Genomic DNA, 15842 nt, shown 5'->3' with positions numbered 1-15842 from the left:
ATTACAACAACTAACTATACTTTAGTAAAATTTATTCAGCGCTTTCTATATATTCCAGCTTTGGTATTGCTAAGCTCATTAGCTTTTTCTCAACAAAATCCAGTTATACAAGATAGTACTAAAACAGGGTTTTCATTAGGAAATTTAAGCATGCCAAACCCACAGAGTATCGTTTCGAAATACACATATGATCCTGTTACAGACCGTTATATTTATACAGAAACGGTTGGTACTTTCAATATTAATTATCCAATCATATTAACACCACAAGAGTATCAAAAACTAGTGCTTCTAGAGCAACAGCGATTATATTATAAGCAAAAAATTGATGCTGCTGAAGGAAAAAAAGACGGTGCTGAAGAGGAACAAAAAAACTTATTACCAGAATTTTATGTGAATTCAGGCTTTTTTGAAACACTATTTGGTGGTAATACCATTGAAGTTATTCCACAAGGTTCAGTAGAGATGGATTTAGGTGTTTTATTTACCAAACAAGATAACCCTATATTTTCACCTAGAAACAGAAGTAATTTTACATTTGATTTCGATCAACGTATTAGCTTGAGCTTATTAGGTAAGGTTGGGACACGATTACAAGTAACCGCCAATTATGATACTGAATCTACATTTGATTTTCAAAACTTGGTCAAGTTAGAGTACACACCAACAGAAGACGATATTGTCAGAAAAATTGAAGTAGGTAATGTTGCAATGCCTCTCAACAGTTCATTAATTACTGGAGCTCAAAGCCTCTTTGGAGTTAAGACTGAGTTGCAATTTGGCAAAACTAGAGTAACTGCTATTTTCTCTGAACAACAATCGCAATCGCAATCTGTTGTAGCTCAAGGTGGTGGAACACTTGACGAATTTGAATTCTTTGCAAGAGACTATGATGAAAATAGGCACTTCTTTTTAGCACAATATTTTAGGAATAGTTATGATGAAGCCATGCTTCGTTATCCATTCATCAACAACAATATCCAAGTCACTAGAATTGAAGTTTGGGTAACCAATAGAAGTAACCAAACAGATAATGTTAGAAATGTAGCTGCATTTCAAGATCTAGGAGAGTTTGAAACTATTGGTCTAGATAATCCACCTGCTGGATTTATAAACGTAGCTGAAGGTAGCCAGTTTCCAGACAATGTCAATAATGCTTTCGATCCAACAAATATTGGTGGTCCAGGCTCATTGTTATCACCAATAGTAAGAGATATTACAACTGTTGAACAAGGTATTTTAACTACTGCTAATGAAGGCTTTGACTTTGGAAAACTAGAAAACGCAAGAAAATTACAACAAGGAACAGATTATCAGTTAAATGCTCAATTAGGTTATATTTCGTTAAATCAGCGTTTGTTGAATGATGAAATTTTAGCAGTTGCTTTTCAATATACCGTTGGAGGACAAGTATATCAAGTTGGTGAATTTGCCAATGATGGTGTTAATTCTACGGCAACAGATAGTGATGATGATCAAGATGGAATTCCTAACAATGCTGACGTTGATGTAAATGGTGACGGTAACCCAGATAACGGGACAGATACTGATGGTGATGGGATTAATGATGCCACAGATGCAGATGTTGATGGTGATGGTACAATAGATAATGGTGTCGACTCTAATGGAGACGGGATTAATGACAGCTTTGTAATTGCTGTTGGTTCTACACAAAGTTTAATAGTTAAGATGCTTAAGAGTCCTATCACAAGTGTTGAAGAGCCCATTTGGGATTTAATGATGAAAAACGTCTATGATACAGGAGCTTTTCAATTAGAGCGAGATGATTTTAGACTTAATATTTTCTATACTGAAGCATCACCTTTAAATTATATTGCTCCAGTTGAAGGGACATCGTTCCCTACATTTGACAACAATACACCATTTAACCAAAATGACGACGGTGAAATATTAGATACACCGTTGATTCGTTTATTTCATTTAGATCGATTAAACTTTAATAACGATCCACAACAGAATGGTGATGGGTTTTTCGATTTTGTTCCAGGATTAACTGTGCTTACACAAAATGGTAAAATCATATTCACTAAAGTAGAGCCTTTTGGGCGCTATTTATTTGATGTTTTAGATGATGATGGCGACCCAAATAACAATGAAGTAGATTATGAACAGGATACATATACCAACCTGAATCAAGAAAAGTATGTTTATGATATTCTCTATAAGCAAACAAAAACAGCTGCTTTAGATGAAGCTGAAAAAAATAAATTCCAAATTAAAGGACGGTATAAATCATCAGGTGGTGATGGCATTCCTTTAGGAGCATTTAATGTGCCTCGTGGATCAGTTGTAGTAACTGCAGGTGGACGTACATTAGTAGAAGGCGTTGACTACACAGTAAACTATCAGATTGGTCGCGTTCAAATACTTGACGAAGCTTTAAAAGCATCAAACACCCCAATTAATGTTTCAGTAGAAAACAATGCTATATTTGGCCAACAAACCAGACGTTTTACAGGCGTGAATGTTGAGCATCAGTTTAATGAAAATTTTGTACTTGGCGCTACACTTTTAAATTTAAATGAAAGACCAATAACACAAAAAGCCAATTTCAATACTGAACCAATTAACAATACTATTTTTGGTTTTAATGGAAATTATTCTACAGAAGTACCTTTCTTTACGAGGTTAGTGAATAAATTACCAAATGTAGATACTGATGTGCCATCAAACCTTTCATTGAGGGGTGAATTTGCCTATCTAGCACCAGGCGCTCCCAAAGGAACCGATTTCAATAATGAAGCAACTGCTTACATTGATGATTTTGAAGGCACACAAGGCGCAATAGATCTTCTGTCTCCTCAAGCTTGGTTCTTATCAAGTCGCCCTAGATTGTTAGGTAAAACTTATCCAGGGTTTTTAGGAGAAGATGAAAATGGCATACAGAATGGTTTCGATAGAGCCTTCTTAAACTGGTATACTATTGACCCAATTTTTTATAGTAATCAAAGACCTGGAGATATTTCTGATGAAGATGTGTCAGACCTATATACAAGACGAATTTTTATTGACGAGGTCTTTCCTGAAATAGATATTGCTCAAGGACAACAAACGGTAATTAATTCACTTGACTTGGTATACTATCCAACAGAAAGAGGGCCATATAACTTTGATCCAGATGCAGCTGACGGAGTTATAGATGCTGATGATAGTTGGGCAGGAATTACTAGACAAATCACCTCTACAGATTTTGAACAGGCTAATGTTGAGTATATTGATTTTTGGGTTCAAGACCCATTTTTAAATGACACAGCTCCAGCTCAAGGAGGGAAGCTTTTTATAAATCTTGGAAACATCTCTGAAGATGTATTAAAAGATGGTAAAAAACAATATGAAAATGGATTGCCAGAAGATGGTGATATCAGTAGTTTTGTACCTACCAATTATAATACGGTAGTACCTAGAAACCAATCTTTGATCTATACATTTTCAACTGGAGGTCAAGAAAGAGCAAATCAAGATGTTGGGTATGATGGATATGATGATACTGAAGAAACCTCAATATTTGGTGGTGCTTTTGGGGCTGATCCAGCAAATGACAATTACACCTATTATTTAAATACAGACGGTAATATTTTTGAGCGTTATAAACGATATAATGGTCAACAAGGAAACTCACCAGATGTTTTTAGCGATACTAATAGAGGTTCAACAACCCAACCTGATGTTGAAGATATCAATAGAGATAACACCATGAATACCATTGATAGTTACTTCCAATATGAAATTGATATCACACCAAACACATTAAATGCGAATAACCCACAAATTAATGATATTAAGAACCGTAATGTCACTTTGCCTAATGGCGAAACACGAACAGTAACATGGTATCAATTTAGAATTCCAATCGCTAATCCTACAGACGCTATTGGAGGTATTACAGATATTCGTTCGGTTCGCTTTGCTAGATTATTTTTAACAGGATTTCAAGAAAGGCGAGTATTGCGTTTTGCTACTTTAGATTTAGTTCGTAGTGATTGGAGGCGCTATACATTAACCTTGGATGATGAACCAGATAACAGTGGTGATACAACCGAATTAAACGTTGGAGTAGTTGGTTTACAGCAAAATGATGGAGATTATGTCCTGCCTCCAGGTGTGCAATTAGAACAACTCAACAACAATAACAATATCATAAGACAGAATGAGCAATCACTTCAAGTTGATGTTTGCGAATTAGAGCCTAGAGATTCTAGAGGTGTTTTCAAGAATATCAATGTAGATATGCGACAGTACAATAAGTTGCGTATGTTTATCCATGCCGAAGAAGGAGATCAAGGAAATTTAGCAGATGGAGAATTGGTTGGTTTCATTCGTATGGGTAACGATTTTACTCAAAATTATTACCAAATTGAAGTACCACTTCAAGTATCTTCAGGAGGTTCACCAGAACAAATCTGGCCAGAATCTAATGAGATCAACATAGGCTTAGATGTTCTTGAACAAATAAAATCTTTAGGGATTACTAATGGAACTCTAGCAGATCCCGATCCTACATTCTATGATTTAGTAGATGGCGAACTTTCAGAAGTTGATGAATTTGATCCTTATCCTACAGGTGTAAGCAAAGTACAGCGTGTATCTATCATAGGAAATCCAAACTTTGGAGATATAAGAGTGTTGATGGTTGGTCTTAAAAACCCTGGTTTCTCTGGATTAGATGTTTGCGGAGAAGTATGGTTTAACGAGTTGCGTATGTCAGATCTTGACAATGAAGGTGGTTGGGCAGCAGTTGCAGCTATGGATGCTAATTTTGCCGATTTTGCCGATGTGAGTGCCACAGGAAGAAAAAGTACAATTGGTTTTGGTTCTGTAGAACAGCGACCAAATGAAAGAAGTAGAGAAGATGTTGAACAATACGATATAGTCACTAATATTAATTTAGGACAACTATTGCCTAAAAAATGGGGTGTTCAAATACCTTTTAATTATGGTGTAGGTGAAGAAATCATTACTCCAGAGTACGATGAGTTTTATAGAGATATTAAATTAGAAACCCAATTGGATAATACCAATAATAAAGATTCTATCTTAAATGTCAATGAAAACTATACCAAACGAAAAAGCATTAACTTCATTGGAGTTAGAAAAAACAGAACTACAGATAAAAAACCTCGGTTTTATGATGTCGAGAATTTAACATTCAATTATTCGTACAATAAAGTTGAACATAGAGATTTTGAAATAGAAAGGTCATTAGATCAAAATGTGAGAGCAGGAGTTAATTATAATTATAGTTTTGAGCCTAAAAGTATAGAGCCATTCAAGAAAAACGATTCACTTTTCAGAGGAAAGTATTGGAAAATACTTAAAGACTTCAACTTTAATCCAATTCCTACAAGTTTTTCAGTCAATACAGATATTATAAGACAATTCAACAAGCAAAAGTTTAGAGAAGTTGACCTAGCAGGTGATAATATAGGAATTGAAGAGCTATTCAGAAGAAATTATAATTTTAACCTTCAATATGCCATAAACTATAACCTTACTAAAGCACTTAGTCTAAATTTTATGGCCTCGAATACAAACATTGTTAGAAATTATTTCGTTGATGATATCATCAATGGAAGACAAGATCCAACTTTAGACGTATGGGATGGATTCTTTGATGTAGGAGATCCTAACATTCAAAATCAACAATTACAAATTAATTATGAAATTCCATTATATAAAATTCCAACATTAAGCTTTTTAAGAGCTACGTATTCTTATACTGGAGATTTTCAGTGGCAAAAAGGTTCAGATTTAAATGAAAATCTACAAATTAGAGATCCCGATAATCCAGACATTATTAACACCTACAATTTAGGACACTCTATCCAAAATGCGAATACGCATAACATTAATTCTAGCTTGAATATGGAAAGCCTATATAAATATGTAGGTTTAGTAAAAAAGAGAAAAGGCAGAGGCTCAGCAAGAAGTAGAGCAGTACCAAAAGGATTAGAAGAAAAAGGGAAAAATGCGAATGCACCTAATACTACTAACCAGAAAAGTAAAGAAGGTGCTGGAACAAAAATTTTGAATGGTGCAATAGACCTATTAACGAGCGTTAAGCGAATTCAAATTAATTATTCAGAAAATAACGGTACGTTTTTGCCAGGTTACTTACAAACACCTGGATTTATAGGAACATTGAAACCAACATTTGGATATACTTTTGGTAGTCAAGCAGACATAAGAGATCGTGTAGCTCGTAATGGTTGGCTAACCGTATTCCCAGATTTTAATCAACAATATACTGAAGTAACCAACCGTGTCTTAGACATCTCAGCCAATGTCGAGTTGGTTAAAGATTTAAAGATAGATATCACAGGAAACAGAACCTATTCGAAAAATTTAGGAGAAAACTTCAGGGTGAGAGATATTAATGGCGACGGTCAACTGCAATACGAATCTCTAATTAGAAATTCGTTTGGTAATTTTAACATCTCCACATCACTTATTAAAACGGCATTTAGCAAAAGTGATGAGAATCAATCTGCTGCATTTGATGATTTTAGAGCCAACAGGCTCGTTGTAGCTCAAAGACTAGCTAGAAACTATTATGGTAACGATAACTATGCGGTTGATGGAGAAGGCTTCCCGTTAGGTTTCGGAAAAACAAATCAAGCTGTATTACTACCTGCATTTTTAGCAGCTTATAAAGGAAGCAGTCCAGATAAGATTGGGCTATCTGCATTTAGAGATATTCCTATTCCTAATTGGCAGTTAAAATATACAGGTTTCATGAAAATGAAATGGTTTAAGAAAAACTTCAAACGTTTTTCTATTACGCATGGTTATAGATCTAGCTATACCATAAACCAGTTTAGAACTAATTTAGACCTAAATCCAGCATTACTACAACCAGGTGTTTCTTATGAAGATCAAAACCCAGATGTGTTAGATCAATCAGGAAATTTAAAAAACCGAACCGTATTTAGTAATATTAACTTAGAAGAACAATTTAGTCCACTCTTCAGATTAGACTTTGAAATGAAAAACTCAATAAAGATACTTGCCGAGATGAAAAAAGATCGAATCCTATCTTTAAGTTTTGACAATAATCTTTTAACTGAAATTCAAGGAAACGAGTATATACTAGGTTTAGGCTATAGAATAAAAGATGTACGTATCCGATCTAAATTAGCAGGACCAAGACAAATCATAAAAAGTGATTTGAACATGAAAGCTGATGTTTCTGTTAGAAATAATAAGACGATAATACGATATCTAGATATTGAAAATAATCAAATCACTCAAGGACAAACAGTTTGGGGAATCAAATACGCAGCTGATTATGCATTCACTAAAAACCTAACTGCTATATTCTATTTTGACTATACCTTCTCTGAATTTGAGATATCTACTGCATTTCCACAAACAACCATTCGTTCAGGATTTACATTACGATATAATTTTGGTAATTAATATTGAAACTAAACACAAAAAAATTACTTTTGTAAGCATATAAACTATTATTTGTAAGATGAATATACCATCAGATTTAAAATACACAAAAGACCATGAGTGGGTAAAAATAGAAGGCGATACTGCTACTGTAGGAATTACAGATTTTGCTCAAGGCGAATTAGGTGATATCGTATATGTAGAAGTTGAAACCTTAGATGAAACACTAGAAGCTGAAGAAATTTTTGGTACTGTTGAAGCCGTAAAAACAGTTTCTGATCTCTTTTTACCATTATCTGGAGAAATAACTGATTTTAATGAGTTATTAGAAGATGAGCCAGAAAAAGTGAATTCAGATCCTTATGGCGATGGTTGGATGATTAAGATCAAGTTTTCTGATGCTTCACAAATCGATCAATTACTCTCAGCAGATGATTATAAAGCTATAGTTGGTGCTTAAACGTTGGGCATTAGTAATTCTTATTGTTTATTTAATAGCGCTTACCATTGGAAGTTTAAGTAATATTGGAGTAGTGCCTAATTTAGGATTATCTTACGATGATAAAATTTACCATTGCATTGCATATGCATTACTTACCTTGTTGTTGTTTAATTACCTTAGAACAATAAAGAAGAACTACATGATTTTGATTGCAGTAGTGATAGCTATCACTTATGGCATTATTATTGAAGCACTACAATCTATACTGACAGATTTTAGAACACCAGATTATCTTGATGTAATAGCAAATACAATTGGAGTTATATTAGCCTCCTTATTGTTGCACTATAGAAATAAACTAAAGTTAAAATGAAATATTCACTTGCTTTTTTAACATTTTTTTGGTTAATTTAGCAATCTTAAAACTCTTTATATGGAACCAAAAAAGAATATAAAATCTGATGTGAGCAGAAATGCCTCACTCTTTTTTGCAGTTGGTTTAGCGTTGATGATGACATTGACCTATCTTACTATAAACTATAAATCATACGATAAGTCGGATATAGATATAGGGCAATTGAACGTAGATGACGAATTTGAGGAAGAAATTCCAATCACTAACCAAGAAATCATTCCACCTCCACCTCCACCTCCACCTCCAGTAGTGCCTGAAGAGATTGAAATTGTAGAGGATGAGAAAGAGATTGAAGAAACAGTTATTGAATCTACAGAGACAGATCAAGAAGAGGTTATCGTTGAAGTTGAAGATGTAGAAGTTGAAGAAGTAGAAGAAGATATTGAAGTTCCATTTGCAGTTATTGAAAATGTACCTATTTTTCCAGGTTGCGAAAATGAAAAAGGTAACAATGCTAAGAAACAATGTATGTCGAACAAGATATCTAAATTTGTTAACCGTAAGTTTAATACAGATCTAGCCAGTGATTTAGGGTTAACAGGTAAGCAACGTATAAGTGTTATCTTTAAGATAGATAAAACGGGTAATATTACAAACATACAAGCAAGAGCTCCTAATCCAGCTTTAGAGAAGGAAGCAAAACGTGTTATAGGTTTGCTACCTAAAATGCAACCAGGAAAGCAAAGAGGTAAAGCTGTAACAGTACCTTACTCACTTCCAATATTATTCCAAGTGCAAGACTAGAATTTTAAACATATTTATACAATGTTCAAAATCCCATCTAAATTAATTAGATGGGATTTTTACTTTGGTATGCTTATTGCGATTTTATCATAACATTAACATTTAACATTTAAGTATTATGAAAAATTTTAAAAAATCGCACGATATTGCTGGTCAGAGCAATATCAAAGTGCAAAAATCACAAAAGCATGATGCAAATTTACAAAAAAACTCTACGCTCTATTTTCAAATAGGGCTAATTCTTTGTTTACTGGCAACCTATGCTATTTTTGAAATGGAGTTTAAAAGTACTGTATTCAAACCAGATATGGCAAAAGTTATAGATGATGAGGACATTACATTTGAAATGAAAAATTACGTAGTAGAAAAGGAAATGGTTAAGCAAAAACCTCAAGACAAGAAAATCGTAAAGCTTATTGATCAAGATCCAGTTATTGTACCTAATGACACGCCTGATTTTATTGAAAAACCAGTAGATGTTGTACCCACAGTTACTAGTGTAATGAAGCCTGGTGATATTGATAAAATCGAAGAACCTATAGATGATATAGAAATATTTGATATGAGAAATGTTGAAGTTGTACCTATTTACCCTGGGTGTGAAAAATCAAAAACAAACCAAGAACGTATTAAATGCATGTCTAAAAAAATTGGAAAACTAGTGCAAAGAAAGTTTGATACAAATATCGCTACCGATTATGGACTTTCAGGTATGCAGAGAATTGATGTGCAATTTAAAATTGATAACTTAGGTAATGTAACCGAAATTAAAACTAGAGCGGTTAATAAAGCACTTATGAATGAAGCCGAACGTGTTGCTAAAAAGATTCCACAAATGACACCAGGAAAACAACGTAGAAAGCCTGTTTCTGTGATTTACAACTTGCCAATAATGTTTCAGGTAGAACGATAAAAAAATACACTTATATCATATAAAACCGCTATCACTAAAAATGATAGTGGTTTTTTTATAGCTTAGTTGAAAAGCTCAAAGGTATTCCTAGTCGCTTTTGAAAAAAATAGTATCTTTCCAAAATTAAAATACCTAACTTTTTTATGAAGAATTGTTTCGTTATCCTTTTCTTGTTCTGCGTAGGTTTTACGATTGCGCAAGACATTGATACTTACGAAAAAACACCTATATTTCTAGAATGTGAAGATCAGCCTATAAACATGCTTAAAGTATGTTTCAATAATAAGCTCAATGCATTCATTTATAAATCTTTTCAAGTACCACAAATAGTTAATGATGATAGTTATAAAGGAGATGTAAAAGTGCTTTTTGAAGTAGATAAAGAAGGGGTTATAAATGTACTTTATGTAGACGCCGTATATGAAGAACTTCAAGAAGAGATTAAGCGTGTCTTTAATGAATTACCAAAAATTACACCTGGAACTTATAATGGTAAACCAACATATTTTCAGTATGCATTAAGTATTAAAATTCCTTTAGTTGATCCTGCTATAATTACTAACGAAGAGCAAATTATTCAACAACCAAAACAAGTAACAGATTTAAATGCTTTGGTTAGTAATGAATATGATAGTATAAATAAAAATACGGTTAAATATGAAAAATTAGAGTATAGTAGCCAATTAAATATTCCATTTACACATACGTATTATGCAAGGTTTGACCAACAAATGAATGGTTTAGGGACCAATAGTCATACAGCAGCTAAGCCTTTTATATACGATGAAGTGTCTAAATATTATGATTTCAAAGCCGAAAAAGCGGCACTAGTGAAAGGGTCAGATTCATGGTGGAGCAGAAAACTATGGAATGAACACTTAGTAGAAGTTCAAGGAAAAGAATATTGGTTTGTGGTTGATCCAATTTTAGATTTGCAAGTAGGTAAAGATACAGAGGCAGATTTTAACTCTACTTTCAATAACACCAGAGGTATATTTATTCAAGGTGGTTTAGGAAAGAAGTTTAACTTTTCTGCATCAGTATACGAAAGCCAAGGTCGATTTGCTCAATACTTTAATCAATATATAGAAGAATTACGAGCTTCAAATAATGAACCTGTTGTTCCTGGTAGAGGCGTTTCAAAACGATTTAAAGACGATGCTTACGATTATCCAGTTGCTGAAGCTTACTTGTCCTATACTCCTGCAAAATTCATAAATCTCCAGTTTGGTCATGGAAAGAATTTCATTGGTGATGGGTACAGGTCCTTATTTCAAAGTGATGTAACTAGCCCATACCCTTTTTTAAAACTAAATACTAAATTCTGGAAAATCAAGTACACTAATACTTACATGTGGTTGCGTGATATTAGAGCTGAAGTCAACGAAGATGGAGCTTTTTTAACTAAATATATGGCAAATCACTATTTGAGTTGGAATGTATCCAAACGTTTGAATATTGGACTTTTTGAATCTGTAATGTGGGCAAATGATAATAATAGAGGTTTTGATATTAATTATTTGAATCCAGTTATATTTTACAGAGCTATTGAGTTTGAAACTGGACAAGACGCTGGTAATGCCATTGTTGGTGCTTCAGCAAAATACAAATGGAATAATAAAGTGAATTTATACGGACAATTCATTCTAGATGAATTTTCGCTTAATGATGTAAAAGCAGGTAATAAGAGCTGGAAGAATAAATTTGGCTATCAGATTGGAGTGAAGTATTTTGATGCCTTCAAAGTTGATAATTTGTTATTACAGTTTGAATATAATCGTGTTCGTCCTTATACCTATTCGCACAATACAATCGTACTAAACTATGCTCATAATAATCAGCCAATGGCACATCTTTGGGGTGCAAACTTTAGCGAAGCTATAGTAATAGGAAGGTACACGTACAAGCGTTGGTTTGGTGATGTAAAGTTTATTTATGGTAAACGTGGCTTTGATTTTAACACACCAGAAGACAATGCGTTCTATGGAGGAGATATCTACCGATCTGAAGTAGACCGAATAGGTGATATAAATATTGAAGTTGGACAAGGAAATACAACCAATGTGTTTCATACAGAATTTCAAGGTGGTTATATTATAAACCCTGTTAGTAATTTAAGATTGTTTACCAATATAAGTTATCGAAATTTTGATCCTCAAGCTGAAACAGCATCTACTTTAAAAAGTAATACCGTTTGGTTTAATATAGGAATACGAACAGATTTGTTCAATTGGTATAATGATTTTTAATTATTTTTTAGGCTTTTATAAAAAGTTCGACGTATTTTTTCTGAATTAATAAAACCAGTTCCATAATTCAAATCATCATAGGTTTTAGTAATTGTATTATTGCTGGCTACATCTTCTTCTGTTTTACCAGCTGAGATCTCAGCCATAATTTGCGTCTTTATATCTTCAAGCATCTCAAGAAAGTTTTCATATTCCGTTTTATTAGAAAGACTACCGTGCCCTGGAATAATCTTTGTATCATCATCAATTACTTTCAATCCTTCTTTAACAGCATTTATGTAACCATTTACACTTCCGCCAGAATTTAGATCGATGTAAGGATAACGCCCATTGAAATAAGTGTCTCCAGTATGTAAAACATTGCTTTTAGTAAAATAGAGTAAAGCATCACCATCTGTATGCGCATGTTCAGTATGAAATACCATGATTTTTTCATCATTTATATGTATACTTAATTCATCATTAAAGGTAATCACAGGTAAGGCGTCTTTAGGTTGCATTGTGTTGTCACGCCTTGGCGTGGTTTCTAATCGATGCCTTACATTATCATGTGCAATTAAAGTAGCTCCTAATTTAGACATATTAGCATTTCCTCCAGTATGGTCACCATGATGATGGGTGTTTACTAAGAAGGTAATATTCTTATCACTCAATTTTTTTATAGCCGCTTCAATTTTTGGTGTCAATGGAGCAAATTGGTCATCAATGATAAAGATACCGTCATTCCCAATTGATACACCAATATTTCCGCCAGCACCTATTAACATATAGATATGTTCAGCAACATTTATAGTTTCAATAGTAACATTATTGAAACGTTGCGCATTAGTTGTTGCTTGAAAAAAAATAAAGCACAAAAAAAGATATAGTTTTAGATATCGCATAGCAGAATGAATTTAAACATGAGTCTAGTAAAGGTATTAAAACTTACAAGGCTTTAAGAAAAAGCGAATTAGTTTTAGTTAGCGTTGCTCATAACCAATTTTCAAAGTATCTTTGCAGTCGCTAATTAAAGCATAAATTGTTTAAGAATTGAGTACTGTAAAGTCATCTGTGTCACGACCTTCAATAATTTCAGATTTTAAAGAGATTACAAAAATAAGACTCTCTGTAAGTGTCGTGTTTTCGGCAATTGCTGGATATTTGTTAGGTGCAATTGAGGTAGATGTTTACACACTTATTCTATTAGCTTTTGGAGGCTATTTTATGGTTGGTGCTTCAAATGCATATAACCAAATCATAGAGCGTGATTTAGATGCATTGATGGATCGAACTAAGAATAGACCAGTTCCTGCAGGTCGTATGTCGGTTCAAACAGCATTTATTATTGCTTCTGTTTTTACTGTTTTGGGTATCGCTACGTTGTATGTGATAAACCCAAGAACAGCAATGTATGGTGCCATTTCAATTTTCTTATATACCTGTGTTTATACACCGTTAAAAACAAAAACACCTCTAGCTGTTTTTGTAGGTGCTATTCCTGGAGCCATTCCATTTATGTTAGGGTGGGTAGCAGCACGAAACGATTTTGGGATAGAACCAGGAACACTTTTTGCATTACAGTTTTTTTGGCAATTTCCTCATTTTTGGGCCATAGGCTGGTTCCTGTTTGAAGATTACAAGAAAGGAGGCTTTTTTATGTTGCCTACAGGAAAACGAGACAAAGGCACTGCAGTACAGACAATTATGTATACCATATGGACGATCTTAATTTCAATCATACCCGTTTTTGGAGTAACGGGAGACTTAAAGCTGTCGGTAATAGCAGCTGTAATTGTATTTGTTTTAGGATTGGTAATGCTGTATTATGCGTTACAACTTTTTAAGAAGCGTACAGCTAAAGCAGCAAAGCAACTGATGTTGTCTAGTGTATCATACATTACATTGTTACAAATAGTATACGTTATTGATAAATTTATAAGATAAAATGGATTTAACTGAAAGATCAATAGAAGAAAAAAATGATAGAGCCAAACGCATGATGCTTTGGTTTGGAATTATTTCGCTGATTATGTCATTTGCAGCTTTAACAAGTGCGGTTTTAGTTAGTAGAAAGCGTGAGGATTGGTTGAAAGAGTTTGAAATGCCTAGCGCTTTTCTTGTAAGTTGTATAATCATCATTATGAGTAGCGTGACTTTTATTCTAGCTAAAAGAGCATTAAGAAATGGCAATAAAAAGCTTACGACACTGATGTTATTATCCACATTTGGGTTGGGTATAATTTTTATTGTCAGTCAAATTAATGGGTTTCAGCAAATTGTAGATTCTGGATATTATTTTACAGGAGCGACTTCTAATGTCACAATGAGCTACATTTATGTAATTGCAGCGGTGCATATTTTACATGTTGTTGCTGGGCTAATTTCATTATTGGTTGTAATTTATAATCATTTTAAACAAAAATATTCAGCAACTAATATGCTTGGGATTGACCTCTCAGCCACCTTTTGGCATTTTATAGATATACTGTGGATATTCTTGTTTTTGTTTTTATCATATTTGGCTTAAATTTTTAATCGTTTTTAAGATCTATAAGCTACTATGTAATCTAGTAACGATAGCTATTTTTATTTTTTAGAAGAGGATGTTTTTTTAGATAGATAAAATGATTATTTTTGTGCAACTTTTAACAACTAAATGCTTCATATGGATACTACAGTAGCAAATACTGGAACGGAAGGCAAAACTTGGGGAGGAGGAAATCAACCTTTAAAAGCAAGTTATGGTAAGATGATGATGTGGTTTTTTATCGTGTCTGATGCTTTAACTTTTTCTGGATTTTTAGCAGCTTACGGATTTTCAAGATTTAAATTTATAGGTGAATGGCCGATTGCTGATGAGGTATTTACCCACTTTCCTTTTTTACATGGTGTTGAAGCTCCAATGTACTATGTGGCGTTTATGACCTTTGTTCTTATTATGTCATCTGTAACCATGGTATTAGCCGTTGATGCTGGGCATCACATGAACAAGTCTAAAGTTACATTTTACATGTTTTTAACCATTATAGGTGGTCTAATATTCGTTGGCTCTCAAGCTTGGGAATGGAATACCTTCATTAAAGGTGAATATGGAGCAGTACAAACAAAAGGTGGAAACATCTTACAGTTTGGTGAGTATATTGATGTAGATGGAGAACAGAAGTTCAAACGAGTAGCTGTTGCCGATTTTGCGACAGTTCAGCATGGTGAACGCACACAACATGAAAGAAAAACTGGATTATGGTTTGTTGAAGAAGGTGCATTACCTGCGTATACTATGGCAGAAGTAAGTGCTGGTTTAGAAGCACATCCTAATGTATTGGTAAGAACTCAAATAATAAACGAAGAAGGAGAAAAAACGGTTTTATCTAGAGAAGAATCGATTAGACAAATAAAAGAGAATGGTCAATTATACGTGCAAGGTGCCAACCTTCATGTTAACGAATATGGAACATCTCTATTTGCAGATTTCTTTTTCTTTATCACTGGATTTCATGGATTTCACGTATTTTCAGGAGTAGTAATTAATATTATTATTTTCTTCAATGTGATATTAGGAACTTACGAAAAGCGTAAAAATTATGAGATGGTTGAAAAAGTTGGACTTTATTGGCACTTTGTCGATCTAGTTTGGGTATTTGTATTTACATTCTTCTATCTTGTTTAATTCAATTATAGAAT

10 protein-coding genes are annotated in these 15842 nt (G+C 33.5%); 9 read left to right on the top strand and 1 reads right to left on the bottom strand.

All coding sequences use genetic code 11. The features are described 5' to 3' along the window. From sprA to Q0876_RS00115, 6 genes are all read left to right on the top strand, one after another. Positions 1 to 7437: a cell surface protein SprA gene (sprA, locus tag Q0876_RS00140; protein WP_299223925.1), complete on the top strand. Its 7437-nt coding sequence runs from the start codon at positions 1 to 3 to the stop codon at positions 7435 to 7437. 58 nt (positions 7438 to 7495) lie between these two features. Then, positions 7496 to 7876 carry a glycine cleavage system protein GcvH gene (gene gcvH / locus Q0876_RS00135; RefSeq protein WP_299222802.1) on the top strand — a complete coding sequence of 127 codons (381 nt, stop codon included), beginning with the start codon at positions 7496 to 7498 and terminating at the stop codon, positions 7874 to 7876. Continuing rightward, the gene (locus Q0876_RS00130) at positions 7869 to 8231 is read left to right on the top strand and encodes a VanZ family protein (RefSeq protein WP_299222800.1); all 363 of its coding nucleotides are present in this window, start codon (positions 7869 to 7871) and stop codon (positions 8229 to 8231) included. The genes gcvH and Q0876_RS00130 overlap by 8 nt, the downstream gene beginning before the upstream one ends. 60 nt (positions 8232 to 8291) lie before the next feature. After that, positions 8292 to 9017 (top strand): energy transducer TonB, encoded by a 726-nt coding sequence (locus Q0876_RS00125; protein ID WP_299222798.1) that lies wholly within the window; start codon positions 8292 to 8294, stop codon positions 9015 to 9017. 118 nt (positions 9018 to 9135) lie between these two features. Continuing rightward, complete coding sequence (locus Q0876_RS00120; protein ID WP_299222796.1) at positions 9136 to 9930, top strand: energy transducer TonB; 795 nt, start codon at positions 9136 to 9138, stop codon at positions 9928 to 9930. Between the two features lie 143 nt (positions 9931 to 10073). Further along, positions 10074 to 12179, top strand: coding sequence for a gliding motility protein RemB (locus tag Q0876_RS00115; RefSeq protein WP_299222794.1), 2106 nt, complete (start codon positions 10074 to 10076; stop codon positions 12177 to 12179). On the opposite strand, the gene Q0876_RS00110 is transcribed toward Q0876_RS00115, so the two are convergent. Beyond that, positions 12176 to 13036: an MBL fold metallo-hydrolase gene (locus tag Q0876_RS00110; RefSeq protein WP_299222791.1), complete on the bottom strand. Its 861-nt coding sequence runs from the start codon at positions 13034 to 13036 to the stop codon at positions 12176 to 12178. The two genes, Q0876_RS00115 and Q0876_RS00110, sit on opposite strands and share 4 nt — an antisense overlap. 175 nt (positions 13037 to 13211) lie before the next feature. Between Q0876_RS00110 and cyoE the strand changes: the two genes are divergently transcribed. The 3 genes from cyoE to Q0876_RS00095 all read left to right on the top strand — a co-directional run bounded on the left by cyoE (position 13212) and on the right by Q0876_RS00095 (position 15828). Continuing rightward, positions 13212 to 14105, top strand: a complete 894-nt coding sequence (cyoE, locus tag Q0876_RS00105) for a heme o synthase (RefSeq protein ID WP_299222788.1) — start codon at positions 13212 to 13214, stop codon at positions 14103 to 14105. A gap of 1 nt (position 14106) precedes the next feature. Next, the gene (locus Q0876_RS00100; RefSeq protein ID WP_299222785.1) at positions 14107 to 14688 is read left to right on the top strand and encodes a cytochrome c oxidase subunit 3; all 582 of its coding nucleotides are present in this window, start codon (positions 14107 to 14109) and stop codon (positions 14686 to 14688) included. 138 nt (positions 14689 to 14826) lie between these two features. Next, positions 14827 to 15828 (top strand): cytochrome c oxidase subunit 3, encoded by a 1002-nt coding sequence (locus Q0876_RS00095; RefSeq protein WP_299222782.1) that lies wholly within the window; start codon positions 14827 to 14829, stop codon positions 15826 to 15828. Positions 15829 to 15842 lie beyond the last annotated feature (14 nt).

The organism is uncultured Psychroserpens sp. (assembly GCF_947503375.1).
GTDB lineage: Bacteria > Bacteroidota > Bacteroidia > Flavobacteriales > Flavobacteriaceae > Psychroserpens.
The sequence above is the reverse complement of the archived record's forward strand: the minus strand, read 5'-3'. Positions and strand labels throughout refer to the sequence as shown.

Bases quoted from the DNA above. Each gene is read 5' to 3' on its own strand.
- Q0876_RS00120 (WP_299222796.1), top strand. From the start codon at position 9,136: ATGAAAAATTTTAAAAAATCGCACGATATTGCTGGTCAGAGCAATATC.
- Q0876_RS00100 (WP_299222785.1), top strand. From the start codon at position 14,107: ATGGATTTAACTGAAAGATCAATAGAAGAAAAAAATGATAGAGCCAAA.
- Q0876_RS00115 (WP_299222794.1), top strand. From the start codon at position 10,074: ATGAAGAATTGTTTCGTTATCCTTTTCTTGTTCTGCGTAGGTTTTACG.
- gcvH (WP_299222802.1), top strand. From the start codon at position 7,496: ATGAATATACCATCAGATTTAAAATACACAAAAGACCATGAGTGGGTA.
- Q0876_RS00095 (WP_299222782.1), top strand. From the start codon at position 14,827: ATGGATACTACAGTAGCAAATACTGGAACGGAAGGCAAAACTTGGGGA.
- Q0876_RS00125 (WP_299222798.1), top strand. From the start codon at position 8,292: ATGGAACCAAAAAAGAATATAAAATCTGATGTGAGCAGAAATGCCTCA.